This is a genomic window from Pedobacter folensis (genome assembly GCF_056490665.1).
Window position 1 is genome coordinate 323,322 of the sequence record NZ_JBWJIF010000004.1, and the last position, 26,509, is coordinate 349,830.

The 26,509-nt window shown below is 38.5% G+C and carries 18 protein-coding genes; 9 read left to right on the forward strand and 9 right to left on the reverse strand.

The window, feature by feature from the left end; all coding sequences use genetic code 11:
* Positions 1–36: 36 nt before the first annotated feature.
* Complete coding sequence (locus AC04QZ_RS21110; RefSeq protein ID WP_086547854.1) at positions 37–471, reverse strand: MarR family winged helix-turn-helix transcriptional regulator; 435 nt, start codon at positions 469–471, stop codon at positions 37–39.
* A 122-nt stretch (positions 472–593) separates the two neighbouring features.
* Here AC04QZ_RS21110 and AC04QZ_RS21115 point away from each other — a divergent pair, with 122 nt between their 5' ends.
* Positions 594–1,559: a hypothetical protein gene (locus tag AC04QZ_RS21115; RefSeq protein WP_478359355.1), complete on the forward strand. Its 966-nt coding sequence runs from the start codon at positions 594–596 to the stop codon at positions 1,557–1,559.
* Positions 1,560–1,622: 63 nt separating this feature from the next.
* Here AC04QZ_RS21115 and AC04QZ_RS21120 read toward each other — a convergent pair whose 3' ends face one another.
* The 6 genes from AC04QZ_RS21120 to AC04QZ_RS21145 form a co-directional block, all read right to left on the reverse strand.
* A complete protein-coding gene (locus tag AC04QZ_RS21120; RefSeq protein WP_478359356.1) occupies positions 1,623–2,945 on the reverse strand; it encodes a DUF6089 family protein in 1,323 nt (440 codons plus the stop codon).
* Between the two features lie 284 nt (positions 2,946–3,229).
* Positions 3,230–4,939, reverse strand: a complete 1,710-nt coding sequence (locus tag AC04QZ_RS21125; RefSeq protein WP_478359357.1) for a DUF885 family protein — start codon at positions 4,937–4,939, stop codon at positions 3,230–3,232.
* Positions 4,940–5,357: 418 nt separating this feature from the next.
* Positions 5,358–7,694, reverse strand: coding sequence for a GAF domain-containing protein (locus AC04QZ_RS21130; protein ID WP_478359358.1), 2,337 nt, complete (start codon positions 7,692–7,694; stop codon positions 5,358–5,360).
* A gap of 81 nt (positions 7,695–7,775) precedes the next feature.
* Positions 7,776–9,497, reverse strand: coding sequence for a gamma-glutamyltransferase (ggt, locus tag AC04QZ_RS21135; protein ID WP_478359359.1), 1,722 nt, complete (start codon positions 9,495–9,497; stop codon positions 7,776–7,778).
* A gap of 97 nt (positions 9,498–9,594) precedes the next feature.
* Positions 9,595–11,016 (reverse strand): TlpA family protein disulfide reductase, encoded by a 1,422-nt coding sequence (locus AC04QZ_RS21140; RefSeq protein ID WP_478359360.1) that lies wholly within the window; start codon positions 11,014–11,016, stop codon positions 9,595–9,597.
* 174 nt (positions 11,017–11,190) lie between these two features.
* Positions 11,191–12,960 (reverse strand): AMP-dependent synthetase/ligase, encoded by a 1,770-nt coding sequence (locus AC04QZ_RS21145; RefSeq protein WP_478359361.1) that lies wholly within the window; start codon positions 12,958–12,960, stop codon positions 11,191–11,193.
* A 253-nt stretch (positions 12,961–13,213) separates the two neighbouring features.
* Between AC04QZ_RS21145 and AC04QZ_RS21150 the strand changes: the two genes are divergently transcribed.
* Entirely contained in the window at positions 13,214–13,678 is a 465-nt protein-coding gene (locus AC04QZ_RS21150) for a hypothetical protein (RefSeq protein ID WP_057933119.1), read from the forward strand.
* 131 nt (positions 13,679–13,809) lie between these two features.
* Here the strand turns inward: AC04QZ_RS21150 and AC04QZ_RS21155 are convergent, their stop codons facing one another.
* Complete coding sequence (locus AC04QZ_RS21155; RefSeq protein ID WP_478359362.1) at positions 13,810–15,588, reverse strand: M61 family metallopeptidase; 1,779 nt, start codon at positions 15,586–15,588, stop codon at positions 13,810–13,812.
* Between the two features lie 426 nt (positions 15,589–16,014).
* Between AC04QZ_RS21155 and AC04QZ_RS21160 the strand changes: the two genes are divergently transcribed.
* The 7 genes from AC04QZ_RS21160 to htpG all read left to right on the forward strand — a co-directional run bounded on the left by AC04QZ_RS21160 (position 16,015) and on the right by htpG (position 25,865).
* Positions 16,015–17,112 (forward strand): efflux RND transporter periplasmic adaptor subunit, encoded by a 1,098-nt coding sequence (locus tag AC04QZ_RS21160; RefSeq protein ID WP_086547861.1) that lies wholly within the window; start codon positions 16,015–16,017, stop codon positions 17,110–17,112.
* 2 nt (positions 17,113–17,114) lie between these two features.
* Positions 17,115–20,225, forward strand: coding sequence for an efflux RND transporter permease subunit (locus AC04QZ_RS21165; RefSeq protein WP_086547862.1), 3,111 nt, complete (start codon positions 17,115–17,117; stop codon positions 20,223–20,225).
* A 1-nt stretch (position 20,226) separates the two neighbouring features.
* A complete protein-coding gene (locus AC04QZ_RS21170) occupies positions 20,227–21,537 on the forward strand; it encodes a TolC family protein (RefSeq protein WP_478359363.1) in 1,311 nt (436 codons plus the stop codon).
* A 39-nt stretch (positions 21,538–21,576) separates the two neighbouring features.
* On the forward strand, positions 21,577–22,440 hold the full coding sequence (locus tag AC04QZ_RS21175; RefSeq protein ID WP_478359364.1) for an N-acetylglucosamine kinase: 864 nt from the start codon (positions 21,577–21,579) through the stop codon (positions 22,438–22,440).
* A 115-nt stretch (positions 22,441–22,555) separates the two neighbouring features.
* Positions 22,556–22,948 (forward strand): response regulator, encoded by a 393-nt coding sequence (locus tag AC04QZ_RS21180; protein WP_230144492.1) that lies wholly within the window; start codon positions 22,556–22,558, stop codon positions 22,946–22,948.
* Positions 22,949–23,046: 98 nt separating this feature from the next.
* Positions 23,047–23,784 (forward strand): DUF4241 domain-containing protein, encoded by a 738-nt coding sequence (locus tag AC04QZ_RS21185; protein WP_478359365.1) that lies wholly within the window; start codon positions 23,047–23,049, stop codon positions 23,782–23,784.
* A 194-nt stretch (positions 23,785–23,978) separates the two neighbouring features.
* A complete protein-coding gene (gene htpG, locus AC04QZ_RS21190; protein WP_478359366.1) occupies positions 23,979–25,865 on the forward strand; it encodes a molecular chaperone HtpG in 1,887 nt (628 codons plus the stop codon).
* A gap of 145 nt (positions 25,866–26,010) precedes the next feature.
* Here the strand turns inward: htpG and AC04QZ_RS21195 are convergent, their stop codons facing one another.
* On the reverse strand, positions 26,011–26,502 hold the full coding sequence (locus AC04QZ_RS21195; RefSeq protein ID WP_086547866.1) for a type I restriction enzyme HsdR N-terminal domain-containing protein: 492 nt from the start codon (positions 26,500–26,502) through the stop codon (positions 26,011–26,013).
* Positions 26,503–26,509: the final 7 nt, after the last annotated feature.

The following is a 26,509-nucleotide window of genomic DNA, read 5'->3' on the forward strand; positions in this document are numbered from 1 at the left end:
TAGCAACCTACCAAACAGATTTGATTATTATATTCGTTAATCAACAGTATAGGCTACTGTGATATCATTTAGTTTGATCAACAGATTAATAAAGGTCTCCTTTTCCTTTTTAGAGAAATGCTCATCGAGATATTCATTAAATTTTCGAACAACACCTTTAGCCAGTTGTTTTTTCTCTTTACCAAAATCAGTCAGAAAAACCTTTACCGAACGTTTATCACCTGCAGATGTTTCACGATAAATGAGATTGGCCTCTTCCATATTGTTTAACATACGGGATAAACTAGTTGCTTTAACCCCAAGCAAGCCAGCTAAATTTGAAACGGCTGTGCCCTCTACGTCGTCTATATTAATAAGCATGTAACCAATGGCCTGGGTAATCCCAAAACTGGATGCCATTTGATTGTACTTATTAAACATATTTTGCCAGGCAAACTTAACGTGGTAATCTATGGTTTGTTGTTGTTTCATTTTTGTTAATTTATTATGCTTGCATAACAAAGCTAGCGAATGTATTTTGTTAATGCAAGTAGAAAATTGAAAATAATTGTCAAAATTTTCCTATTATAGATGCACACAAAATGAAAATGTCTATGATGTTGAAAGCAAAGAGTATCCTCCTCTTCAGCCTGTTTATTTTATGGGCTGTAGTTGGTAAAAGTCAGGTCTCTTATTTCGGTGAAAACCTGTTAAACAGTGAAAAATTAGCAGCTTTTAAAAAAACAACAACCTTGTTTACTTTACAGTATGCTGATTATGCGGAGCTGGACAAATTTGATCAGGCCATTAAAAAAAACTGGACCATTACCCCTTACAAAATTATTAAACCCGAAGAGCTTGCCCGTTATGATACACTTTCAAACTATTCGTTTTTCTATTTTGATGGATACGCCAATAAGCTGGATAGTACCACAAATGTAAACGTCGTTTATGCATTAAAGCTGGTTAGCCCATCTAAAAAACCTAAATCAAAGGAAGAAAGTGTACTTGCAACGGTTACCCTTTTTGCTGATCGGGCGACCAATCTTCAAATAGAAATCCAGGACCTCTATACCGGTTCAAAAAGAACCATCAGAAATAGCCTGATATCAACCCTTTACAACAAGTCGAATTTCCTCAACTGGTCGCCAGGATTTTTAACCGGTTATTTAAAACAGATTAATGATGGATTACTCGCAAACGAGAATTGCAATTTGGATTTTCAGTTTTACAATAAAGTACGTTTACCAGCACTAGCCAAAGAAACGCTTTACCTACCTGAATATATTAAGCAGGTATTTTCATCCAAATTGACTCTTTTGCCAACATCAGGGATAATAGCAGAACCCTATAATTACAAACTCAAATTTGTAACGTATAAGGAGTTGGATAATTTAATTTTGGGCAATGAATTCAATGTTAAGTATTTAATTTACACACAACGTTCTAACGATAAAATCATCAGTGTTTACGATAGCAAAGATGATAAAATCATCTATCAGCGCTTCTATCCTCAATCGCCTAATTTTGAAATGAATGATTTAAGTGAGATTAAAAAAGTAATTACGTCGATAAAATAAAAATCTTTAAAACAAAAAAGTCCCGATTTGCATCGGGACTTTTTAATGTTAGTTAAAAACAGGCTAGTAAAGTGTAAACTCTACACGACGGTTTTGTTGGCGACCAGCTGCTGTTTTATTGGTAGCAATTGGTTGGCCCATACCATAACCTGTAGCCTCAATACGTGATGCATTTGCACCTTGAGAAACTAAATAAGCTTTTACCGATTCTGCTCTATCTTTTGATAAACGCAAGTTTAATTCTTTTGAACCAGTATTATCTGTATGACCAGCTAATTTTAAACTGAAGTTTTTCTGAATCAATAATGCTGCAACTCTGTTTAGTGAAGCATAAGATTTAGAACGAATAGTGGCTTTGCCTAAATCGAACTCTAAGTTTTTAATCGCTTCGTTAACAACTTTACGATCTTCTTCGGTTACGATTACTTTTTCAACCACTTTTTCAGGAGTTTTTAACGGGCAACCAGCACCATCAACCACAGTACCTGCTGGTGTATCAGGACATTTATCTAATTTATCGGCAACACCATCACCATCTGTATCTTTTAAGATGTCGCTCATTTCTGAACGTAGTTTTGCATTTTCAGCTTTTTGAGCATTTAAATCAGATTTTAAACCTTCAGCAGTTTGTTTTGCTTTTAAAGCTTCATCATAAGTTAAAGCTACCGGATTGTGGAAAGCCAATTGTTTTCCGCTACCTAAAGCAAACTCTAAACCAGCATAAGCGTAGTTATATTTATCGTTTCCGTTTTTGTAGTAACCATCTAGGTTGTCACCATCAACAAAGTTGATTGTCCAGCCTAAATCTAAATTTACAGCATCAGAAATTTTAAATTTAGCACCTAAACCTACCGGAATAATTAATTCGTTGATGTTATCGCCACCATTAAGTGTCGAAGTTCCAGCTGCCGTAGTAATAGTGGGCTTGTAAGCCGCAATACCCGCACCAGCAGAAGCGTAAAGCTGCAAAGTATTTTCTTTTTTAAACATATCGATATTAAACATGTTTACCACAGCATTTAAACTTCCTGAATAAGATAATTCCGTATCGAAAGCTTTTACCGGTGAGTTGTTTACCAAACCACTTTCATAAGGTTCGGTATTATCGCCTTTTAATTTACCACGAACTCCATCTAAACGAAGAGAGAAATAAGGTGTAAATTGTTTTTTAATGTATAGGCCATAACCTAAACTTGATTTGTTATTACTGAAATCATTTTTCCCACCCAATGGTGATAATGGCGTAAGTACACCAGCGTTTACACCAATAGACCATGTTCTAAACGTTGTTGTCGAAGTTGCAGGGCTTTCCTGAGCTGAAGCAGCCGATCCGATAAGTAAACCAGCAAGTGCAACCGGTAGTGTTTTAAATAGTTGTAATTTCATAAATTTTCTATTAACGTTGAATAAGCGTTTGCACTTGTATTACAATAGCCATACCAAAAATACAGGCATGTAAAAATACTTATCAACTTTTTAACACTTATCACCTGTGCCATAGACCTGGAAGAACTAAAAAGTGCGTTATAACATAAGAGCTTCAGGCACTTTTAATTTCCTTAAAGCTTAGAGATTTTCTAAAATCAAAATGTTCGCTTTTGAGCTTTAATGTCCTGTTTTCGTGTCGATAATTCCCAAATGGCTGTTAAGGGCAATATCCACTTGTTAAACTATTTAATATCGCCGGCAAATTTCCATTGGGTACTGAAATTTTCGGGTAATTGCTGATTGGTTAATAAGGCCCTTACCATTTCGACCGGCATATTATTTTCGTGCAATATGCGATTATGAAACTGGATATTGGTCATTTTGCCACTTTGTACCAGCTCTTTGTGCAGTGCCCTAAATTGTAATCCACCTAACATATACCCAATCTGGTATAACGGTCCGTAGCCCCCGGTAAACGATCGACGTACCTCGGCTTCTGCATTGGCACGCTCAAAACCTACCCGATCTACCAAAAAGTCGATACACTGCTTAGGCGTCCATTTACCCAAATGGTAGTTCATCGAAAAAATAATACGTGCACAGCGGTGCATGCGCCAAAAAAGCATTCCAATTTTATCTTCCGGAGATTTCGCGAAATTCTGGTCCCACAGCAACATCTCCCAATACAACGACCATCCTTCCGTCCAGAAAGGCGTACCAAATACCTTACGGTAAGGTTTGTAGCGGCTTTGCATAAAATATTGAAGATTGTGCCCCGGAATAAGTTCATGAAAAACTACCGCTCTGGAAAAGTGCCGGTTGTTGCCCCGCAGGGTCATCATTTTGGCATCTTCACTCATATCTTCGGTTGGATAGGCAATTAATACCGATTCTCCACCGAGAAAAAACGGCGCAAACAATTGTTCCTGCGGACTTAACATGCGCATGCGCCAGCCTTCTTTGGCCAGGGCCGGAATAGCGATGAGTTTATTTTTCTCTACAAAGTTTATGGCTTCATTAGCCAGTTCATAAACCAGTTCAGGTTGTTTTCCCAGTTCAGGATAATCGGTTTTCACTTTTTCCAGTGCTTTCTTCCAATCATTACCAAAGCCCATTTGTTGCGAAGCTTTGAGCATTTCGGCGTCACACCAGGCAAATTCCCTCATCGCAATCGCCTCAATCTGTTCAGGCGTATAGGCAATCATCTCATCTTTTAGGCTACTCAACAATGCTGTTCTCCCTATCGGATTGCCAATAATGCCACTTCCATCATCTTTGGCATCTGATGGTTTGGCTATTTTACCCAATACAGCGGCATAATCCTTTAATACCTCTACTACTTTGGGATAAACTGCTTTGGTGGCTTTGGTAAACTGCGGATCGTAACCATCGTAAAATTTATAGGCTTCGGTAAATACGGTTAGGTATTGATTAATGGTTTGCTGTGCCCAGGATGCCTGAACTGGTGTAACGGCCAGGTCTTTGTTTTCTACAGCTTTTGAAGTTTTCCCGATATCTTCTTTCAGTTGTTCGAATTGCGCTTGTGTGGTTTTACCATCTTGTTGCTGGCCAATCCTTCGTTTTGCCTCAAAATCCAATATTGCTTTGGCAAAAGGCAAAGTAAAAATATTGCTTTTAAACTCGGCATAGTGCTGTTGCAAATTTGCCGAGTCTGATCGGATATCGCGTTTAAGTAAAATATAATCTACCCTTTCATTTACACTTAGTTTGTTAAAGGGCAATGCTTTTAGTTGTTTTTGCCAGGCTGTATAAAAGCGCTGCATCCGCGTAAAGTACTCCTCAGATTGCTTGAGCGTATATTTACGGTTAAGCATGGTCTCATCTGACTGATATTGATTAATCAGCGGACTGACCAGACTGGCTTCATTGGTTTGAGCTTGTAATTGTAGGGAAACTGTTAAAAACAAAAACAGAGCGAATAGTTTAGGCATGGCGATTGGTGCAATTTTGATTAGCTGATGCAATATAAGTAAAACGAGATTATTCGCTGTAAGGTGAGTGTGTAACTTATTCGTTTGTTGTGTCCCCACCAACAAGCTTTCACAGTCTCCTGGCGAAAGTGCCAATGCGCGTTATCATTACCTATTCATTATTTTTTTTGAAGCGCACTGTCTGTGCTACAAATTCAGGTGAGTCCAGCTTTTCACTGTATCTTTTTTGCCTTTGGCAGGCAAAAAAGGATGTCGCTTCAATCTGGGCTAGTTTACTTAGGCCTTTAGCAGAAAGCAGGACTAACCATCAAATGAAATATGGTCTTTGCTTTTCAAGAAGCCGCGATATCGTTATAAGCCAAATCGGGAACTGCTACAATGTTCGGCAATTTGTTAACTGGATGCCCACAACTGAAATTTATAAAATAGTTAGGCGCAATGCCTTTAATCCGCTTAGTCCCTGTAAATCTTCCAGATCAAGATCTTCCGTTTCGGGCTTCAATACCCCGGTTTCCTGCAGGTATTTTACAAAAGGCAGGTAATCTTCAATATCTCTCTTGTTGAAATAAATCAATGCCAGCTTATCGGGCTGGGTAAGACGCTCCTGCGAATTGCGAATGAGTATCTTGTCAATCCTTTTTTTGATCATCTGATACCTGATGTTGTAAGCACCTTCTACATCAAACTTCCGCTCGTCGATCCTAAAACTAATGTCTATAGGATGATTATGAATAAAGATGAGTTGCGTGGTGGTCAGTTTAACGGGCATATCGGGCTGGAGCAGTTGCACCATTCTGGCAATCTCAGCCATTGATGATAGTTGCCATAACCTTAGGTTTTTAAGGTGGAAATGATTAAAAATCCGATCGGGCGCAATTGACTGCCCGATATAAATGTCGTACTCAACTCCATCTGTCCTGAACTTTTCGAAATAGCAGGGATAAGAATCTTGCAATTTTTCGCGTTCGGTTTCAAAATAATTGTTAATGGCTGTATTAATCAGCTGCATAGATGTTTCCAAAGCATGGCGGTGTTTATATACCTCACCATGAGGTGTAGAAATGCGATCAAGATATTTACCGATTACCTTTTGGGTATCAGGGTGCGATTGGGAAATGAGCCTTAGGTAATCGCTGGTTTCTTCTTTAAGGAAAATATTGAGGCTGTTCTCATCGGTTGTATTCAGCTCATCGCCCTGCAAAATATCACTCCACTTATTGCAGTTAAAAATGATTTCGACCAGCAAAGCATCGCTGTAAGTTTTGCTCAGCTGATCGAGCGTTTCACGAAACAGACTGAGGTGCAGGCTTAGATCGGCTTTACTGGCTGCATTGCGTTCGGTCGTAGAATTTCTAATGTCTATTGCACCATAAAAAGGGTAAACGTCTGCAAAACTAATATCCTCATTATGCTGGGGCAAGTTCTTTTTCTTATTGTAGAGGTGATGCCAGGCCGCTTCATTAAACTTCCACTGCACAGCTGGCTGTATAGAGGTATATTTTTCTTTGATGATGTTTTCAATCTCGAGGTTAAACTCGTCAATATAAACCTGTAAGAGTTGGGCAATCGGTGCTAAAACGGGGTCCAGTAAGGTAATTTTCTTTTCATCGAAAGTTTCTCCCACCCAGGTATGCATACCCAATACCCCTACCAGAATCTGGTTGTGAAATACGGGGATGAGCGCCATTGATTTTACATTCAGTTCCCTAAACCTGTCTAACCAGGGAAACATCTCTTTGCTTTCTGCCCAAATATCGGGTGAGTAAAAAGAATTCGGATTTGCAGCATAACCTTCAGCAATCTGTCGAAAAGCTTCAGGACTTAAAGTTTCCTCACCCCATACCGAAAACAACAAACCACTCCCTCCTTTTACCCACCCATAAACCATTTTGTTGTTTACTCTAACGAAAGGGAAAAGATCGAATTGAATATTGGCATTTTGCACCAGTACTTTAAGTGATTGTATCACTTCTCCGTAAGCAACGCTTTCGCTGCCGGGCACACGACTTAACCTTACACTTTTAATATTTTCTACAGCTTGTTTGGCCGTAACATCTGAAATGGTAAGCACAGAAATGCCTCTCAGCTCAAAAAGATCCAAAGGCAACACTTGTTGCAATTTATCCAATCCAGCTTCTTCACTCAAATATTGTTGCAGTTCACGATAACTGAGATCGGGCAAAGGTTGTTTCGCCTTAACTTCAATAAAACTGGCATTCAGGCCAATATGAAAATAACCTGGCAAACCGGTATCAGCGTTGATAGCCGAATGGTATTTTTCCTTTATCGGCGAATGGAATGCGTAGAGCTCGCCAAAGATGAAGGAATAGATGTAATGCAACCGATCATGTTGATGCTGTTCGAGTGTTTTTGATCCCGCAAAACTGTTTTGGTCTTTCTCCTGGTGTTCGAGCAATTCGTACATCAGCTCTGTTCCATAAAAAGTAATGGGCTGCATGGGTGCACAAAGCCCCCAGGCCTGATGGTCTTCTGTTAAAAGTGCCGGTGAAAGGCAGGCATACATGTGTTCCAGTAACAGTTCATGTTGATCAATATCTTCAAGGGCGATCACCTGGTCGTTAATCCCCTGTTTTTTAAATTCTTTCAGGGCATTGCTATAAAGGACGGACTTTACCGTCTGCTCTTCTTCAATTTTCCTTTGCAGGTATTTGATAAAAGGGCCAAAAGAGATCGACGAATCTACCTCAGGCAAATCGGCATAGTTTTGAACAATGTTAAATATGCGCTTCCTCATCTCTTTAAACTTTAAATCAGCAACTATTTGACTTGCAAAAAATTGACCAATGCTAAGATAAAAAATAGATGTGAGAAATTGCTACCAGCCAATGGCCTTATCATCTCCCCTCGGGTCGGCACCACCCTGATAATTGCCCCATTTGGTTTTTAAGATGGCATCAACCCTGCCAATCGGGCCCCTGGGTACAATTTTATAGCCTTTTGCTTTTAATTTTTCTACTGACAAACTATCGATAGCATCCTTTTCTACATACACCTCATCTGGCAACCATTGGTGATGAAACTTTTTAGCCGCTACAGCCGACTGCATAGACATATCAAAATCGATGACATTTATAATGGTTTGAAACACAGATGTGATGATGGTTGAACCGCCTGGTGTACCTACCACCATAAATAATTTCCCGTCTTTCTCTACAATACTCGGTGTCATAGAGCTTAACATGCGTTTATTTGGCGCAATTGCATTGGCTTCGCCACCAACTAAGCCATACATATTAGGTGCTCCGGGTTTAACAGAAAAGTCGTCCATTTCGTTATTTAATAGAAATCCAGCGCCTTTTACCGCCACTAACGAACCGTAAGAGCCATTTAAGGTCGTGGTGATCGAAACGGCATTTCCATCCCGGTCTACAATAGAGAAATGTGTCGTTTCTTCGTGCTCTGCACCTTTAATCTCCCCAGCCAAAACAGCACTGCTTGGCGTTGCTGCTGCCCAGTTAAAGTTTGCCATGCGGTTTTTATTATATTCGGTACTCAACATTTGCTGCTGTGGAACAGCATAAAAATCGGGGTCGCCTAAATGTGTTGCCCGGTCGGCATATACTCTTCTTTCGGCTTCTACGATAACCTGAACTGTGGAATCTGCATTATGACCCCACTTTTTTAGGGGAAAATTTTCTACACTTTGTAGCAATTGAATCAGCGCAATACCCCCACTCGAAGTTGGCGGCATGGTAATAATTTTGTAACCTCTGTAATTACCCGTTATTGGTTTGCGCCAGGTTGCGTGATAGTTTTTTAAATCTTCTTTGGTAATAAGTCCTTTGCCGCGCTGCATTTCGGCCACAACCGAATCGGCCACAGCACCTTCATAAAAACCGGCCCTGCCTTTTTCCTGGATGAGTTTTAGGGTATTGGCCAGTTCTTTTTGAACCAAAAGGTCATTTTCCTGCCAGGTACTTTCTAAATTTACGAAGGCCGTTCCATCCGGATTAAAATCCATAAACTTTCTATGCAAACCATTCAATTCACCAGCTTGCCGCTTGGTAATTTTGAAACCATTTTGCGCTAAATTTATTGCTGGTTCTAATACCTGCGCCCAGGAAAGCTTTCCATATTTTTTGTGTGCCTCTACCATACCATCTACTGATCCTGGTACGCCTGCCGCTAAATGGCCGTAAAGGCTTTTATCCACAATCGGATTCCCCGATGAATCGAGGTACATATCTCTGCTGGCTGCCGCAGCTGCCTTTTCTCTAAAATCTAGGGCATTTATTTCGCCGTTTGTCCCGCGGTATACCATGAAACCACCCCCGCCAATATTCCCCGCGTTTGGATAAACCACGGCAAGTGCAAACTGAACCGCAACGGCCGCATCAACAGCATTCCCACCTTTTTTTAAAATAGCTATACCCACCTGCGATGCTTCAGGATGGGCAGAAACCACCATTCCATTTTTATATTCGCCACTGTTATTTTTACCCAGCTGACCAGTTACGCAACCAGTTAATAACACCACCACACTGAGGTATATTAACGATTTTTTAATATTATTGAGGGGCCTTATAGTTTTCTGCATCTTTATATATTTTTTTCGATTACCGCATTATTTTTTCCCGGTAATTACTTTTCTTTTTAAGCTTAATTTTCAGATAGAAAATACTTGTTTCTAAGGATTATAAATATTTACTAATCTGCGCATATAATTTTTCTTTATCACTTGGCCTTAAAGCATCGGCAACAACTAATTTACCGTTTTTAATGATTAAATAACGCGGTATTCCATAACTCCCGTCCTTTCCTAATTTATCACTCAAATCTTTTCTCAAGGCTTGATTAGTCCGAACATGATTGCCAGAAAGTTTAAAATATTTTATCATCTCTTTCCATTGCTGCGCTGCATCATCTTTATCTATGGAAATAAAAAGCATCTCAACCTGTTTTGCTTTGAGAAATTGCTCCAGGTCTTTACTATATTCAAATTCTTGTTTACATGGCCCACACCAGGTTGCCCAAATATCAACAAATACCGTTTTGTCTTTAAATTGGCCAATTAAACTATCCAGGGTGTTAAATTTATCGTAGTTGGCCAATATTTTTTGCCCGGGTTCAAAATCGTTTTTTACCTTATTATGGTAGGTTATAATTTCATTGACCGTTGGTTGCAAATATGGCGCAAAATTACTTTTAGGATAACTGGCTTTAAATGAATCGAACAAATCGACCAGTACTTTCTGATACCTGGTCTGTAACATTTCCTCATATAGAAAAGTAGCCAGCAAAAACTCTTTCATTTTGCCCGTATAATTATCTTCGAAGGTTTTATATATACTTTTAAGCCAAATGTCCTCATCCCTTTTAGGCAATTGAGTTCCTTTTTTTAGCGGGAGGTAATAATTGAGGTAAGTACTTACGTAATATTTGGCATGGTAATAAAAATCCGGGTAAAAAGCATCACTAAGATTGTTCATGGAATACTTTTTATAGGCATCTGCCCACATTTTATCCAAATCGTTATTTATCTTTTGCTTTGCACTAAAAACGACCATGGGGATGGCGGCTTGCAAAATGATCTGTTCGGTTGAAAAGTATCTTTTTATTTCGTTATAAAAGTTTGCCGAAATCTTGTGTTTCGAGAACAGTTCTGTATAAGGTTTTAGTGCTTCATTCTGATCATTTTCGAGCAATTGATACAAACCGGCTGCAGTGCTATCCTTTTTATAATAATTTCTAGCCCTGTATTGATAAAACTCCACATTCCTTTTATTAAAAAGCAACATTCCTTCCTTATTTTTATCGCTCTGCACCAAAAGCCCCTTATCAAAAACTAAATGTGTAGTACCTGGCTCTATCAATACGGTATTATTGTTAATTCTTAACCAGGCCAGTTTATTAATCTTTAAAGCATAGTTTACCGTGCTATCATCGCCAAATTTAAGCTCTTTTTTGGCTGGATAAAACCATGTATCATCTACAGGGATTTGGATAATTACCGTATTATTTTTAGCACGTAAATTTTTGATACTAAGTTTCGCTTCTTGTGCAAAAGAATTTATTGCCGCAGTAAACAATAAAATGAAGAGGGTTATTTTTTTCATAGTGTTTTAAGCTGAAACACAAATATTGAAGATATTTTAGAAACTGTTTAAAAATGAATTATTTTTTTACTCATTGAAAAAGGCGGGTGAAGACACCCGCCTCTGATTAATATTAATTAGTATGCCACCAATAAAGATGTAGTGCATTTAAAATCAGGAAATTTAATCCGCTTCTTATTGCTTATAACTTTCTGCATCTTTATATATTTTTTCGATTACCGCATTATTTTTCTCGGTAATTACTTTTCGCTTCAAACTTAATTTCGGGGTAAGTTCGCCACCATCAATACTCCATTCTTTAGGTAAGAGTGCAAATCTTTTTACCTGCTCCCATTTCCCAAAACCCCCATTTGCAGCTTCGATAACCTCATTATATTTAGTGAGTACCTGCTCGTTTTTAATCATCTCTTCGTTCGAAGTAAAAGTAATGCCTTTTCTTCCAGCCCATGTTTTTAGGGTTTCGAAATTCGGAACGATCAAGGCAGAAGGGAATTTTCTATTTTCACCCAAAACCATAATCTGTTCGATAAAAATCGATTCCTTATATTTGTTTTCCAGCATTTGCGGCGCAACGTATTTACCACCTGCTGTTTTAAACATCTCCTTTTTACGGTCGGTAATTTTTAAAAAGCGACCATCAACCAGTTCTCCTATATCCCCGGTATGGAACCATCCCTCTTTATCTATTGCCTCATCGGTTAAATCAGGTCGGTTGTAATAACCTTTCATTACCTGGTGTCCACGGGTTAATACTTCGCCATCTGCTGCTATTTTAACTTCCACACCTTTAATTACTTCACCAACGGTACCAAACATGGTTCCACCAAAATGATTAACGGTAATTACCGGCGAGGTTTCAGTTAATCCATACCCCTCAAAAACAGGCATACCCGCTGCCCAAAAGATCCTGGCCAAACGCGGATTTAGTGCCGCTCCGCCCGACACAATCACGACGATTTCACCGCCTAAAGCTTCCTGCCACTTTTTGAAAACCAGTTTACGGGCAATCCCCAGTTGAAAGTTATACCAGGCACCCGCATCAATTGTGTATTTTTCGGCCAAAGCTACCGACCAGAAGAAAATCCCTTTTTTAATGCCCGTTAATGCTTTCCCTTTTTCCATGATCTTATCGTACACTTTTTCGAGAAGCCTTGGAACGGTAGAAAATACATTGGGTTTTACATGCTGAATATCGGCTACAATGGTTTCCATACTTTCGGCATAATAAATTCCCGTATAATTAAACAGGTATAAATAAATGATCATCCGCTCAAAAATATGCGAAAGTGGCAAAAAGCTTAACCCTTTTTTAACGCCTTCAGGTATCACCACAGCCGAGTTAACAAAATTTGCAACCAGGTTATGATGCGTTAACATTACACCTTTTGGCGTACCCGTAGTACCCGATGTGTAAATCAGGGTTAATACATCTTCGGGTGCAACTTTAGCGAGGTATTCTTCCAAATCAATATCTGTGCTTGCTTTGCCCAGTTCAATCAGCGTATTCCAGTTTTCGGCTTCTTTAATTTCATTAAAACTATAAATCTTAATGGCTGGGTTTATGGCATCGGCACAAGGCTTAATTTTTTTATACAAATCTTCATCGGCTACAAAAATAATGGCGATTTCTGCGTCTTTTAAGATAAACTGGATGTCGTGCTCGGCCAGTGTTGGATATAAGGGAATCTGATAGGCACCAATCTGGTTGGCTGCAAAATCGGCAATGTTCCACTCTGGTCGGTTATGCGACATCACAGCAACCCTGCCCCCTTTGCCGATACCTTGTTTAATTAATCCGCGACTTAGGTTATCTACAGCAGCACAAAAATCGGCTGTACTATAATTTATCCATTTTCCATTAATTTTTCCGCTGATGAATTCTTGCTTAGGATTTTCGAGGCTATATTTCAAAAGATCAAAAACCCGTTTAATTTCTGCCGCCATATGAATTGTATATTATTTGGTTAAGTTAAAAAATCAAACATAAAGATTAACATCTATATGCCTTTTTAATAAAAATAATACCTCGTAGTTAATAAAACGCCGTATTTACTTTTTCTAAAAAATATTTAAATAAACTTAGTGATTACAAAATTACTATGCAAGCATTGTTTTTTATCCTGATGGATTTTTACCCAAAAAACAGAAACGGCATTAAAGTTGTTAGGCTGATAATTATTTACAAAACATTTAAATTATGAAAAAGTTATTTACAATTTTAGGATGCATTGCATTGTTTGCCCTTACTACAACAAACGTTAAAGCCCAAAACTATAAAACCGGACTTGGTTTAGGTATCGACTTTGGAGACGGTGCTACATTGGTTGGCCCCTCAGTTAGGCATCATTTCAGTCCTAAAGCTGCACTTCAAGGTGAAGTTTTATTTGGTGGAAACTCGACTATTATCCAGGGTTTTCTTCAATACAATTCATCTATCCCAGGTGCTAAAGGTTTAGACTGGTATTTAGGTGGTGGTCCGTCTATTCAATTGTATGACGGAGGTTCTAGTTTTTACCTGGTTCCGATGGTTGGTTTAGATTATAAATTCTCTGGCGCACCATTGGCATTAGCTTTAGACTGGAGACCAAGACTTTACATAGGCGATAACGATAGCGATTTTAACGCTGGAAGATTCGGCTTAGGTTTTAGATATACCTTCTAGGCAAAGCGCATGGCGCTGAGCGAGAAGCGTAAATTAAAAGACATAAAAAATCCCGTAAGAAATTAATCTTACGGGATTTTTTATGGGTTTTTAAGTTAACTGCAAATTGAAAACTTTTAACTGCAAACTGACTAAACTCCTGTCCATTTTTTTAACACTGCTTTTTGCGCTGGTGTTGCATTTTCATTTACAGTTGCTTTTAAGCGTACACTTGGATTTTCTTTTAAGCTCAAAGAAATTTCCTTTTCAAGTCCATCGCGGATTACTTTAACCGTTAACAAATCGCCTATTTTTTTATCGGTAATGATGGGTAAAATATCTAAGGAAAATTTAGGTTCCTTTAATTTCACATTTTTCAACACATCGCTCAATGAAGAGCCACCAATCTCGATAATAATATCGTTTACATTTAAGCCACTTATCCATGCTGCCGTGTTTCTGGTAACCGAGGTTACTTCTAAACCTTTAGTAGCCAATTGAACAGCTGCACCAGTAACTGGTTTACCAGGCGTTGCATTTTCTGTAGAGACATCAACACCTGCATAACCCAGGTATTTTACATATTCTACATCATCTACCCCGTTAACATATTTTGCCCAAAAACTGGTAAAACTTATTCCGGAGATTTTTTCAACCATGGCTTTAAATTCTGCATCTGTATAACCACGTTTTAAAGTTTTGCATTGCAAATACATGGCTTTCATTACATCATCCAAACTTTTGGCACCTTTGGTGGCATTAATGATTTCGAGATCCATTAAAATACCGATCACTTCTCCTTTATTGTAGTAAGAGATGGAATTGTTTTTTGAGTTTTCATTCGGACGGTAACCGATAATCCACGCATCGTAACTGGATGAAGCAGCCGACTGGTATTTAGCACCAGGTGTATTTAACACCGTACCTATACCGCTTGCCAGATCTTTCAAAAATTCATTTACATCAGTAAAACCAGCTCTGTGTAAGTATTTATTTTCGTAATACGAGGTAAATCCTTCAGCTACCCAAAGGTTGGTCGTGTAATTTTCGTTATCATAATCAAAAGGGCCTAACGCTACCGGACGTAGACGCTTAACATTCCAAAGGTGATGGTACTCGTGGGCAACCAGACCTAAAAAGCCTTTATAACCTTCGGCCGTATTGTAAGCATTTCTGGTCGCGCCTAAAGTGGTAGAGTTTAAGTGCTCTAAACCGCCGCCACCTTTTAAGAAATTATGAACAATAAAAAGGTAGTATTTATTAGGATTTTCGCCATAAACTGCAGTTTCTTTTTCTACAATTTTAGCCATATCAACTTTTAGTTTCTCTTTATCGTAATTACCACCGCCATACATAGCTACTTCGTGGCGAACGCCAGCAGCTGTAAATTCGAAAATATCCTGATTACCCACTTCAATAGGGCTATCGTAAAGAATATCAAAATCAGTAGCTTTATAGGTAAACTGCTCACCCGCAACAGGAGTTAAACCAGTAGAAACTTTACTCCAGGTATTAAAAGGAACAATTTTTACCGTACTTGGCGATTTGATCATACCATCAGGATGCATAAAAATCCCTGTTGGAGATAAGAAAGCGTGAGATTCGTCGATAAAAGGGGTGCGCACAGAAATTTCAAATGCATAAACACGATAACTGATCTGGATATTGGCAGCCTTCGCTGAAAAAATCCTCCAGGTGTTTTTTCTTACTTTTTCAACTTTTACAGCTTTGCCCCCTGCAGTAGCCTTAAATTCTTCTACGCTTTTTTCAAACTCGCGAACCAAATAAGAACCTGGTGTCCAAACGGGCATTTTTACATCTACATAATCTTTTGCCAAGCCAGAAATATTCATCTGAACTTCAGCATAGTGTGCCTGTGGTTCTTTAAAAGAAACCTCAAAGCCTATTTTTACCTGCGCCTTCGCTGCCATAATACACGTTAGTAGTAAAACTAAACTTAAAATTGATTTTTTGTTAAACATATTGATATTGACTGTGTTTTGTTGCAAATTTAGATTTATTGATGGGGTTTTGGAACAAAATAGCTAAATGTGGTGTAAAATAGTTGTTTCGGTCGTCCAGCGTTTGGTGATTAGCGGTTTGCGGGAAGTAAAGCGCGCTTTAGGCACTGGAGCCCTATCAAACATCAATTTGTTGATTATTGTAGCAATAATAATTGGTTTAGACTTGTTATTTTGCATCCAGACTTTAGACTTCCGACTCCAAACTTCGGGCTAAAATCGGTAACATCCTTAATACAACAAATTTAGGACTAAACTATTTGAATATTTTTACACTCTAATTCTAAACATTAATTTCATTTTAATGTTGGAATACGCACAACACAAATAAAAAACATGAAGAAAAGGTATATCATCTATGCTGTTTTAGCTATAGGCTTAGCTTATTTAGTCTATTACAGAATTAATGCAAATAAAAAACTCGAAGGGAAAGGCGGCGCATCTGCCGGTGCAGGCAAAGGCAAAGAGGGCGGAAAAGGAGGCTCTTCTGCACCATTGGTAGTCGACGGGATTGTGGTAAAACCAGTATCGTTTGATAATGATTTAGAGGTAACCGGTGCTATTGATGCAAACGAATCGGTTGTATTAAAAAGTGAAGTTTCGGGCCTCGTAACCGGAATTTACTTTCAGGAAGGTACAACAGTATCGAAAGGAAGTGTACTGGTAAAAGTAAACGACAGAGATATACAGGCACAATTACAGGATGCCCTAACCAAGCAAAAACTTTCGGGAACTAATGAAAACCGTGCAAAACAGCTTTTGGCGAAAGGGGCAATTAGCCAGGAAGAATACGATACCGCTTTAGCAGATTTAAAATCGCTACAGGCACAAGCACAATTAATCAGGGCACAACTGGCAAAAACCACTATCCGTGCACCTTTTACAGGTAGAGTGGGTTTGCGTAGCATTTCTGCTGGAACCTATTTAACACCCGCAACGGTAATTGCCAACCTGGTCAGCACCAATCCGGTTAAAGTTACTTTTTCCGTTCCGGAGAAATATGCAGGGCAGATTAAAATGAATTCAGAAATCATTTTCACTACTGATGGTTCATCTAAAGAAAATAAAGGAAAAGTTTATGCGATAGAGCCCGGGATTAATGCCGCAACCCGAACATTACAAATTCGGGCTTTAGCGCCTAATGCAGATAATGCCTTATTACCAGGCTCTTTTGCCAAAATTAAACTGGCTTTAAATACGGTACAAAACGCCATACTAATTCCTAATGAAGCTGTAATACCTGTGTTGAAAGGTAAAATTGTTTACATACAAAAAGACGGAAAAGCACAGGAAGTTAAAGTGGAGGCGGGTACACGCACAGATGAAAACATTGTGATTACTTCGGGATTAAAAGCCGGCGACACGGTTTTAACTACCGGATCGATGGCCTTAAAAAAAGATGCTCCAGTAAAAGTTCATTTGGTTAAACAATAATTATGAGTATCTCCACCACGAGTATAAAACGGCCGGTTCTGGCTATTGTGATGAACTTACTGATTGTCTTATTCGGGATAATCGGTTATACCTTTTTGGGTGTTCGCGAGTATCCATCTATTGATCCAACCGTCGTTTCAGTAAGAACCTCTTATCCGGGGGCCAACTCCGATATTATCGAATCGCAGATTACCGAACCTTTAGAAAAATCGATCAACTCCATTGATGGGATCAGGAATATTTCTTCATCAAGTAATCAGGGAACAAGTAACATCACCATAGAGTTTAACCTCGATAAAAATATCGAAGAGGCCGCAAACGATGTGCGTGATAAAGTATCGCAGGCCGCCAGAACTTTACCTAAAGATATCGACGGTTTACCCGTTGTAAGTAAGGCTGATGCCAACTCGGATCCGATTTTATCGATGACCATTCAGAGTGACAAACGTAATACACTGGAATTAAGCGATTTCGCCGAAAACGTAATTGCCGACCGTATCCAAACCATTCCGGGCGTAAGTAGCGTCCAAATCCAGGGGCAAAGGAAATATGCCATGCGCATCTGGATGGATCCGAATAAACTGAGCGCTTATGGTTTAACTTCGCAGGATATTGTTACTGCCTTAGACAATGAAAACGTAGAGCTGCCATCAGGAAAAATTACCGGAGCGACTACTGAACTCACCGTTAAAACCTTAGGAAAACTAACCAACGAAAGTCAGTTTAACAACTTAATCTTAAAAGCCGACAGCAATCAGGTAGTTAAATTAAAAGATGTAGGTTATGCCGTTTTAGGGCCAGAAAATGAAGAAACCGTTCTACGCGAATCGGGTAGGCCGATGGTGGCCATTGCCATTATCCCTCAGCCTGGCGCCAATTATCTCGATATCAGTAAAGAGTTTTACAATCGTTTCGATAAGTTAAAAGCCGATATCCCAAAAGATATTAAACTGAAAGTTGCATTAGATAATACCCTTTTCATCAAACGTTCGGTAACCGAAGTGGCAGAAACCATTGGTTTATCGCTGGTACTGGTAATTTTGATTATTTACCTTTTCTTTAGGGATTGGGCAATCGCTTTCAGACCATTAATCGATATCCCGGTATCGCTGGTTTTCACTTTCTTTATTATGTATGCCTTTGGCTTCTCCATTAATGTGTTGAGTTTGTTGGCTATTGTGCTGGCCACCGGATTGGTGGTAGATGACGGGATTGTGGTTACCGAAAACATCTTTAAAAAGGTTGAAGAAGGTATGTCGCCATTTGAGGCAGCCATTAAAGGATCAAATGAAATCTTTTTTGCTGTAATTTCGATTTCCATTACCCTTGCAGCCGTATTCTTACCGGTAATTTTCTTACAGGGATTTGTTGGCCGCTTATTTAGGGAATTCGGTGTGGTAATCGGTGCAGCGGTACTGGTTTCCGCCTTTGTATCACTAACCTTAACGCCGATGTTAAATGCCTATCTGATGAAAAAAGGTGGACATAAACCATCCAGGTTTTACAACTGGACAGAACCGTATTTTGTGAAGTTAAATGATGCCTACGAATCGAACCTGAATAAGTTTTTGGATAAAAGATGGCTTTCTGTTCCGATTATTTTGGTTTGTATGGGCTTAATTTTCTTATTCTGGAAGATTTTACCAAAAGAAACCGCTCCTTATGATGATCGAAGTGCGATAAACATTAATGCAACTACCCCTGAGGGTGCATCATTTACCTATACCGATCAGTTTATTATGAAACTGAACCAACTGGTTCTTGATTCTGTGCCCGAGAAAAACGTAAACATTACCATTACCTCACCAGGTTTTGGTGGATCAGGCTCGGTAAACTCGGGTTTTGTAAGAATGGGGCTGGTAGATCCTGAAGATCGTAAACGTTCGCAAAAAGACATTGCGGATATGCTTACCCGCGTCACAAAAAAATATACAGAAGGTAAAACCATTGTGAACCAACAGCCCACTATTTCCGTTGGCCGTCGAGGTGGTTTGCCCATCAGTTATATCATCCAGGCACAAAATTTCGAAAAACTAAGAGAGAAAATTCCTTTGTTTATGGATGCGGTATCGAAAGATCCAACATTCACCGTTTCGGATGTCAACCTGAAATTTAATAAACCTGAAATCAACTTAACCATCGACAGAGATAAGGCAAAAAATTTAGGTGTTTCCATATCTGCTATTGCCCAAACCTTAAATTTAGGTTTAAGTGGTCAAAGATTTTCGTATTTCTTCATGAATGGAAAACAATACCAGGTAATTGGCCAGTTTGATCGCGGCGACCGGAAAGACCCACTAGACTTGAGTTCGGTTTATGTGCGTAATGATAAGGGCGAATTGGTTCAGCTCGATAACGTAGTTACAGCGAAAGAAGAAAGTAGTCCGCCACAGCTCTACAGGAACAACCGTTTTATCGCGGCAACTGTTTCGGCGGGTTTAGCACCTGGTAAAAGCATTGGTGAAGGTATAGATGCCATGGATGCCATTTCTAAAAAAGTGTTGGATGAAACTTTCTCTACCGATTTAAGTGGAGAATCGCGTGATTTTAAAGAAAGTTCTTCAAATACCTTTTTTGCGTTCGGCCTGGCCCTTCTGTTGGTTTATTTAATTCTTTCGGCGCAGTTTGAGAGTTTTAAAGACCCGATCATAATCATTTTAACTGTACCGATGGCCGTTGCAGGTGCGTTTTTATCGCTTTGGTTATGCGGTCAAAGCTGGAATATCTTCAGTCAGATCGGTACCATCATGCTTATTGGTCTGGTAACTAAAAATGGTATTTTAATTGTTGAATTTGCCAACCAGCTAAAAGAAAAAGGCATTCCAATCCCCGAAGCTATACGCGAAGCGGCTGTTTCGCGTTTGCGCCCAATTTTAATGACCAGTTTGGCCATTGCCATTGGTGCACTACCTATTGCGCTGGCTTTAGGTGCCGCGGCAAAAAGCAGAATGAGTATGGGAACCGTAATTGTTGGTGGTACGTTATTCTCATTGGTTTTAACCTTATTTGTAATACCAGCCATTTACTCTTACTGGGCTAAACCATACAAACCGAATAAAGAATTAAAAGAAGCCCATCGTTTTGAACAAGAAGCTTTACATACAGAAGAATAAGATGAGCAAGAAATTAAAAATATTTATCCTACTGTTAAGCTTATCCCTTTCGGGTTTTGCACAAGAACAGCTGAGCTTGCAGGAAGCCATTACCATTGCTTTACAGAACAATTACGATATCAAAATCAGTAAAAACCAGATCGACATAGCAAAGAACAATGCCAATATCGGCAATGCGGGTATGTTACCTAACTTAACCGGAAGTTATACCAATGGCGGAAGTATCCAGAACACCAGACAAACGCCTGCCACTGGTCCTGACCGGGTAATTACAGGCGCAAAAAGTACCAATAACAGTTATGGTGCCGATTTAAACTGGACTATTTTTGATGGTTTTAGCATGTTCGCCAATTACGATCGCTTAAAAGAATTGCAAAAGCAGGGCGAGTTAAACGCCCGCTTAACCATTTTAACTACTGTTGCAGATGTAATTACGGCCTATTATGATATTGTTAGGCAGCAGCAATTGGTAATAGCAGCAGATAGTGCGATGGATGTTTCAGTATTGCGTACCAGTATTGCCAAAACAAAATTACAGCTTGGCCGTGGTTCTAAACTGGATGTATTAACCGCACAGGTTGATTATAATACCGATACTTCAAATTACCTGCAAACCAAAAATGCCCTACAGGTAGCTAAAGTTCGTTTAAATCAATTAATGGTTAGAGATATTGGCACCTCCTTTTCTGTTGCAAATAATATCGATGTAGATAAAGGCATTTTATTTAGCAAAATGGCCGAGATGGCTGAACAACAGAATCCGAATGTTCAGAATGCTTTTATTAATCAACGTATTGCTTCATTAAATCTAAAATCTATCCGTGGCGCACGGTACCCATCTGTTAGCCTAAACTCTGGTTATAGCCGGGCGAACAGTACCAGCCCTACGGGCTTTAACCAAAAATTTGCAGCAAATGGATTTACCTATGGCGTTACTGCGAGTATAAATTTATTTAATGGTTTTTTACAGCGTCAGCAAGAACGTAATGCAAAGATTGAGATCGATAATTCAGCCTTAACCTTAAACAAAACCAAACTCGATGTAAATTCGCAGTTGCTTACCGCCTATCAAAATTATAGCACTTATCTCGATTTGATTAAGTTAGAACAACGAAATGTAGATATTGCAAAAGAAAACTTAGATATTACCCTGGCAAAATACCGTTTAGGCAGTATTGCGCCTTTAGAATTAAGAGAAGCACAGCGTAATGCTATTGATGCCAAAAACCGTTTCATTGAAATGCAATATCAAGCTAAAATAGCCGAAACTACACTGAAAGAAATCAGTGGAAATATAAATTTATCTAATTAATCTTTATATTTAAACCCATGATATTTTATATTTAGTCCCATGATACTTGTTGCAGATAGTGGCTCATCAAAAACCGATTGGATGGGCTATCATAATGGCGAGACCATTAAGTTTAGCACTCCTGGAATAAACCCTTATTTCTTAAGTGAGCAAGAAATTACCAAGCTGATTTCTAAAAATGAATCCTTATTACAATATGCTGATGAGGTAAAAGAAATCTACTTCTTTGGAGCCGGTTGTTCTTCACCCGACAAACATGAAGTAGTCTCAAATGGCCTGTCGGCCGTTTTTGGTAATGCCTTTATTTCAGTAGACCACGATCTTTTGGGTTCGGTATATGCGACCTGCGGAAATGCTGAAGGCTTAAACTGTATTTTAGGTACCGGATCGAATATCTGTTATTTCGATGGAAAGAAAATCCACGATGGCCACCACGGTTTAGGTTATGTGCTTGGCGATGAAGGTTCTGGTACTTTCTTTGGAAAAAAAGTACTTTTAAGCTATTTATACAATAAAATGCCATCCAACTTAGCGGCAGAATTTAAAAAATCTTTCCCCTCAGAAAAGGAACAGATTATTACCAATGTATATCAAAAACCTTTTCCTAACATCTATTTAGCAGGTTTTAGCCGTTTTATGGCCAGCCATAAAGACCATCCATTTATTCAGGATATTTTAAGAACCGGCTTTCAGGAGTTTGTAGATACGAACGTTAAAGATTATCCTAAACATAAAAATGTTCCCTGCCATTTTGTAGGTTCAATCGCCTATTATTATCAGGAAACATTAATTTCGGTGTTATTAGAAAATGGCATTGAACCTGGGAAAATACTACAGAAACCCATTGAAGAGCTGTTTAATTTTATTTTAAATAAAGAAGGAATAGTACAACAGGCAAGTTAAAATCGAAGTCTATTTTTTAGCTATTATAAATTTATTGTTAAAATATTCTTAAGATTGTAAACATAACAACATAAACTTTTGTTATATTTTTAACGGCATATAAATGCTAACACATATGAAGAGAATACTGGTAGTAGACGATGATATTGAGGTTTTAGAAACCATACAATTAATACTGGAAATCGGGGGATTTAAAGTTTCGGCACTAAATGATGGCGAAGAAATTTTTAACAGAATTGAAAAATTTAGTCCCGATTTAATCTTACTGGATATTTCTCTAGGGCATATCGATGGGCGTGTGTTGTGCGAGCAGCTAAAATCCATTGAAAGCACCTCTAAAATTCCAATTTTACTGATTTCAGGTTTATACGATCCAAAAGATTTTACAACCTTAAACTACGGTCAGGACGATTTCTTATCAAAACCATTCCAAATGGATGTACTGCTTAAAAAGATCTCTAAAATTCTTTCACTGGAAGAAGATAAACCAAGTTTTCTTTTAAATTAAGTTAGTGCAGCATTAAAATATTTAGCCAAGAGGATCTTAAGTTTCTCTTGGCTTTTTTATTTTTATAAAAAAAACACCTTCCTATAAATTTAATGATCATGATACCAAGCAATGAATGGTTAACAACCTGGAACGAGAAACGTGCTTTATTAGCCTGCCCTAACAATTTGAATGATTATTTTGAAGAAACAGCAGTTGCTGGTAAAAAAATAGATCACCTTGAACTGGGAAGCGTTTCTATTCCAACAGGAGAAATTCTGGTGCGTGATCCACTTGTTTATATCCAGAAAGATGCTGAACCATATTTAATTAAAGTACCAAAAGGCGAATTCCCGGTAACGGCAGCCGCAGTGGTCCCTGACGGTGAAGATTGTGCCAGATATGCTGCCGTTAAGGTACAATTTACAGCTTATGATGCAATACGCTTTGAAGAGGCATTAATCGGAACAGAAGACCTTATTGATTTTAACGAAGGAGAATTTTTTGGTTTTAATGTAGATGCAGGCTTAGCTTGTGTGCTGGATAAGGAAACGTTAAAACATTTCTGTGCCTTTCAAGACAAGTTTAACAGAGAGAACCCTGGTAAAAACCTGTACGATGATTACTTCGCGGCACTTTTTGCAGGTAATTATGCCGAAAACCCTATTCATCAGCGTGAAGGTGGCGATTGGATCAACTGGAAAATCCCAGGGACTGATTATCATATTCCATTTTTTCAAAGTGGTTTTGGCGATGGCACCTACCCCGTTTATTATGGTTTTGATATTGAAGGTAATATTTGCTCGCTGATTATTCAGTTTATTGATATTGAACTGGCTTATGGTGAAGGAGCGTAAATTTCAATTTATAATAATGAGGCTTTGCTTTGCAAATCATGATTAAACTGTAATAATAAAAGCAACTGCTGGTCTCTGAGACACAGACCACGGAACCAGCAATGATGGATTTATGGATGCTGTCATTTTGGCAAATAAATTCTTTTGGAACAAGCCTTGTTATGCAGGATGTAGATTAAACAATTTATTTACATATGAGCATACAGGAAAAAGGAAATATCTCGATACACACTGAGAATATTTTCCCGATAATTAAGAAGTTTTTATACTCTGATAACGAAATTTTTCTTCGTGAGTTGGTTTCTAACGCAGTAGATGCGGTTCAGAAAATTAAAAGACTAGGTTCATTAGGTCAGTTTAATGGCGAAGTTGGTCAGCCATTGGTGCAAGTTGCAGTTGATAAAGATGCAAAAACCATTACCATTAGCGATAACGGTTTGGGAATGACTGCCGAAGAGATTAAAAAATACATTAACCAGGTTGCATTTTCTGGCGCAAGTGAGTTTGTAGAGAAATTTAAGGATGCTAAAGATGCCAATGAAATCATCGGTAAATTCGGTTTAGGTTTCTACTCGGCCTTTATGGTTGCAGATTTAGTTGAGATTCAAACTTTATCATACCAGGATGGCGCTGAACCTGCACGTTGGGTTTGCGATGGCAGTACAGAATTTGAAATTACTGAAGGTACTAAAACCACTCGCGGTACCGATATTATCCTGCATGTAAACAAAGATTCGGAAGAATTTTTAGCAGAAAGTAAACTGCAGGAAATCCTGGATAAATACGCTAAATTTTTACCTGTGCCCATTAAGTTTGGCACTAAAACAGAATCGGTTGAAGATGGCGTAGATGAGGAAGGTAAAGCTAAGTATAACGACGTTGAAGTTGATAACATAATCAACACCACCAACCCGATCTGGACAAAAGCTCCTGCAGATTTGTCAGACGAGGATTATTTAAACTTTTACCGCGAATTATATCCATTTAGTGAAGAACCATTATTCTGGATCCACTTAAATGTTGATTACCCTTTTAATTTAACCGGCGTATTGTATTTCCCTAAGTTGAAAAACGATTTCGAAATGCAGCGCAACAAAATCAAATTATATTCACGCCAGGTGTTTATTACCGATGAGGTTAAAGATATTGTACCTGAGTTTTTGATGTTATTACACGGCGTAATCGATTCTCCTGATATTCCGTTAAATGTATCACGCAGTTTCTTACAGGCCGACAGCAACGTTAAAAAGATCAACAACTACATTACTAAAAAGGTTGCTGATAAATTAGGTGAGTTATTTGCGAAAGACCGTAAAGCTTATGAAGATAAATGGAAAGACATTGGTCTTTTTGTAAAATACGGTATGATCAGTGAAGAGAAGTTTTACGATAAAGCAAAAGATTTTGCTTTAGTTGGAAACACTAAAAATGAGCTTTTCACACTTCCTGAGTATAAAGAGAAAGTAAGCGCCTTACAAACAGATAAAAATGGCACCGTGGTTTATTTATACACCAACGATGCGGCTAAACAAGATGCTTTTATCCAATCGGCGAATAAAAAAGATTATGATGTTTTAGTATTAGACTCACCAATCGATAATCACTTTATTAATCAGTTGGAGCAAAAGTTAGAGAAAACATCAATTAAACGTGTTGACTCCAGCGTTGCGGATAAATTAATTGAGAAAGACGAACAAAACGAGCATATTTTAACTGAAGATCAGGTAAAAGAAGTAACCACTATTTTTGAAAAAGCCATTACCAAACCAGGTATGCATGTAGAAATTGTGGCTTTACACCCTGAAGAATTACCAGTTACCATTACCATGGATGAATTTATGCGCCGGATGAAAGATATGGCTGCTATGGGTGGCGGAATGGGCTTTTACGGCCAAATGCCCGACAATTACAAAGTTGCAATTAACGGAAACCATAAATTGGTCAGTAAAATTTTAAAGGCTGAGGGAGAAGAGCAAAGCAACCTGGCTAAACAAGCGGTAGATTTAGCGCTTTTAGCACAAGGTATGTTAACTGGTGCAGAATTAACCGCTTTTGTAAGCAGAAGCGTAGAATTAATTTAATCAGGAAAACCTGTTAAAGTTTAAAGGGAGAGACCGAATCGGTTTCTCCCTTTTTCTTTGGTGAATGGGCATAAAAAAAGTCCTGATCAGATCAAGACTTTTAGGCAAGAATTTTCGGGAACTCTTAGATTAAAATTAATATTGTTTAGCTTGCAACGTTCGCTTTTTGATCTACATTAAAGTAATCTTTATGATCTTCGATCATTTTAGCAATGGTAGCGGCTTTAGTATCGGTTATTTTAAATTCGAATAATGGCTCTTGATTTTTCTTAGATCTCACCATTTTTTCTGTGTAAAAGCGGTACACTAAACCATTGGTTAATAAACCATATTTAGCTTTTGTTTTACGGAAATATTTAGATAGACGTGAATCGTGAATATCTAAATTATCGTTGTGGTGTTTACATTCAACCAGAATGGTTGGTTCGCCATCTTTCATAATGGTGTAATCCACTTTTTTACTTTTTTTAACCCCGAAGTCTAGAACGGCTTCAGATTGAACCTCTGAGGGATCAAATCCTAAGATTTGGATAAAAGGCATAACTAACGCGTTCCTTGTTAAATCCTCAGATTGAACTTGTGGAAGCATTTTCTTAATTCTTACGGCAAACTGCCCGATTTCGTCTTTCAATTCCATGTTGTTA

Excerpts from the sequence above, each read along its gene's own strand:
- AC04QZ_RS21185 (WP_478359365.1), top strand. The coding sequence starts at position 23,047 with ATGATACCAAGCAATGAATGGTTAACAACCTGGAACGAGAAACGTGCT.
- AC04QZ_RS21130 (WP_478359358.1), bottom strand. The coding sequence starts at position 7,694 with ATGAGGAAGCGCATATTTAACATTGTTCAAAACTATGCCGATTTGCCT.
- AC04QZ_RS21125 (WP_478359357.1), bottom strand. The coding sequence starts at position 4,939 with ATGCCTAAACTATTCGCTCTGTTTTTGTTTTTAACAGTTTCCCTACAA.
- AC04QZ_RS21175 (WP_478359364.1), top strand. The coding sequence starts at position 21,577 with ATGATACTTGTTGCAGATAGTGGCTCATCAAAAACCGATTGGATGGGC.
- AC04QZ_RS21110 (WP_086547854.1), bottom strand. The coding sequence starts at position 471 with ATGAAACAACAACAAACCATAGATTACCACGTTAAGTTTGCCTGGCAA.
- AC04QZ_RS21160 (WP_086547861.1), top strand. The coding sequence starts at position 16,015 with ATGAAGAAAAGGTATATCATCTATGCTGTTTTAGCTATAGGCTTAGCT.
- AC04QZ_RS21180 (WP_230144492.1), top strand. The coding sequence starts at position 22,556 with ATGAAGAGAATACTGGTAGTAGACGATGATATTGAGGTTTTAGAAACC.
- htpG (WP_478359366.1), top strand. The coding sequence starts at position 23,979 with ATGAGCATACAGGAAAAAGGAAATATCTCGATACACACTGAGAATATT.
- AC04QZ_RS21115 (WP_478359355.1), top strand. The coding sequence starts at position 594 with ATGATGTTGAAAGCAAAGAGTATCCTCCTCTTCAGCCTGTTTATTTTA.
- AC04QZ_RS21145 (WP_478359361.1), bottom strand. The coding sequence starts at position 12,960 with ATGGCGGCAGAAATTAAACGGGTTTTTGATCTTTTGAAATATAGCCTC.
- AC04QZ_RS21140 (WP_478359360.1), bottom strand. The coding sequence starts at position 11,016 with ATGAAAAAAATAACCCTCTTCATTTTATTGTTTACTGCGGCAATAAAT.
- AC04QZ_RS21120 (WP_478359356.1), bottom strand. The coding sequence starts at position 2,945 with ATGAAATTACAACTATTTAAAACACTACCGGTTGCACTTGCTGGTTTA.
- ggt (WP_478359359.1), bottom strand. The coding sequence starts at position 9,497 with ATGCAGAAAACTATAAGGCCCCTCAATAATATTAAAAAATCGTTAATA.
- AC04QZ_RS21165 (WP_086547862.1), top strand. The coding sequence starts at position 17,115 with ATGAGTATCTCCACCACGAGTATAAAACGGCCGGTTCTGGCTATTGTG.
- AC04QZ_RS21150 (WP_057933119.1), top strand. The coding sequence starts at position 13,214 with ATGAAAAAGTTATTTACAATTTTAGGATGCATTGCATTGTTTGCCCTT.
- AC04QZ_RS21155 (WP_478359362.1), bottom strand. The coding sequence starts at position 15,588 with ATGGCAGCGAAGGCGCAGGTAAAAATAGGCTTTGAGGTTTCTTTTAAA.
- AC04QZ_RS21170 (WP_478359363.1), top strand. The coding sequence starts at position 20,227 with ATGAGCAAGAAATTAAAAATATTTATCCTACTGTTAAGCTTATCCCTT.
- AC04QZ_RS21195 (WP_086547866.1), bottom strand. The coding sequence starts at position 26,502 with ATGGAATTGAAAGACGAAATCGGGCAGTTTGCCGTAAGAATTAAGAAA.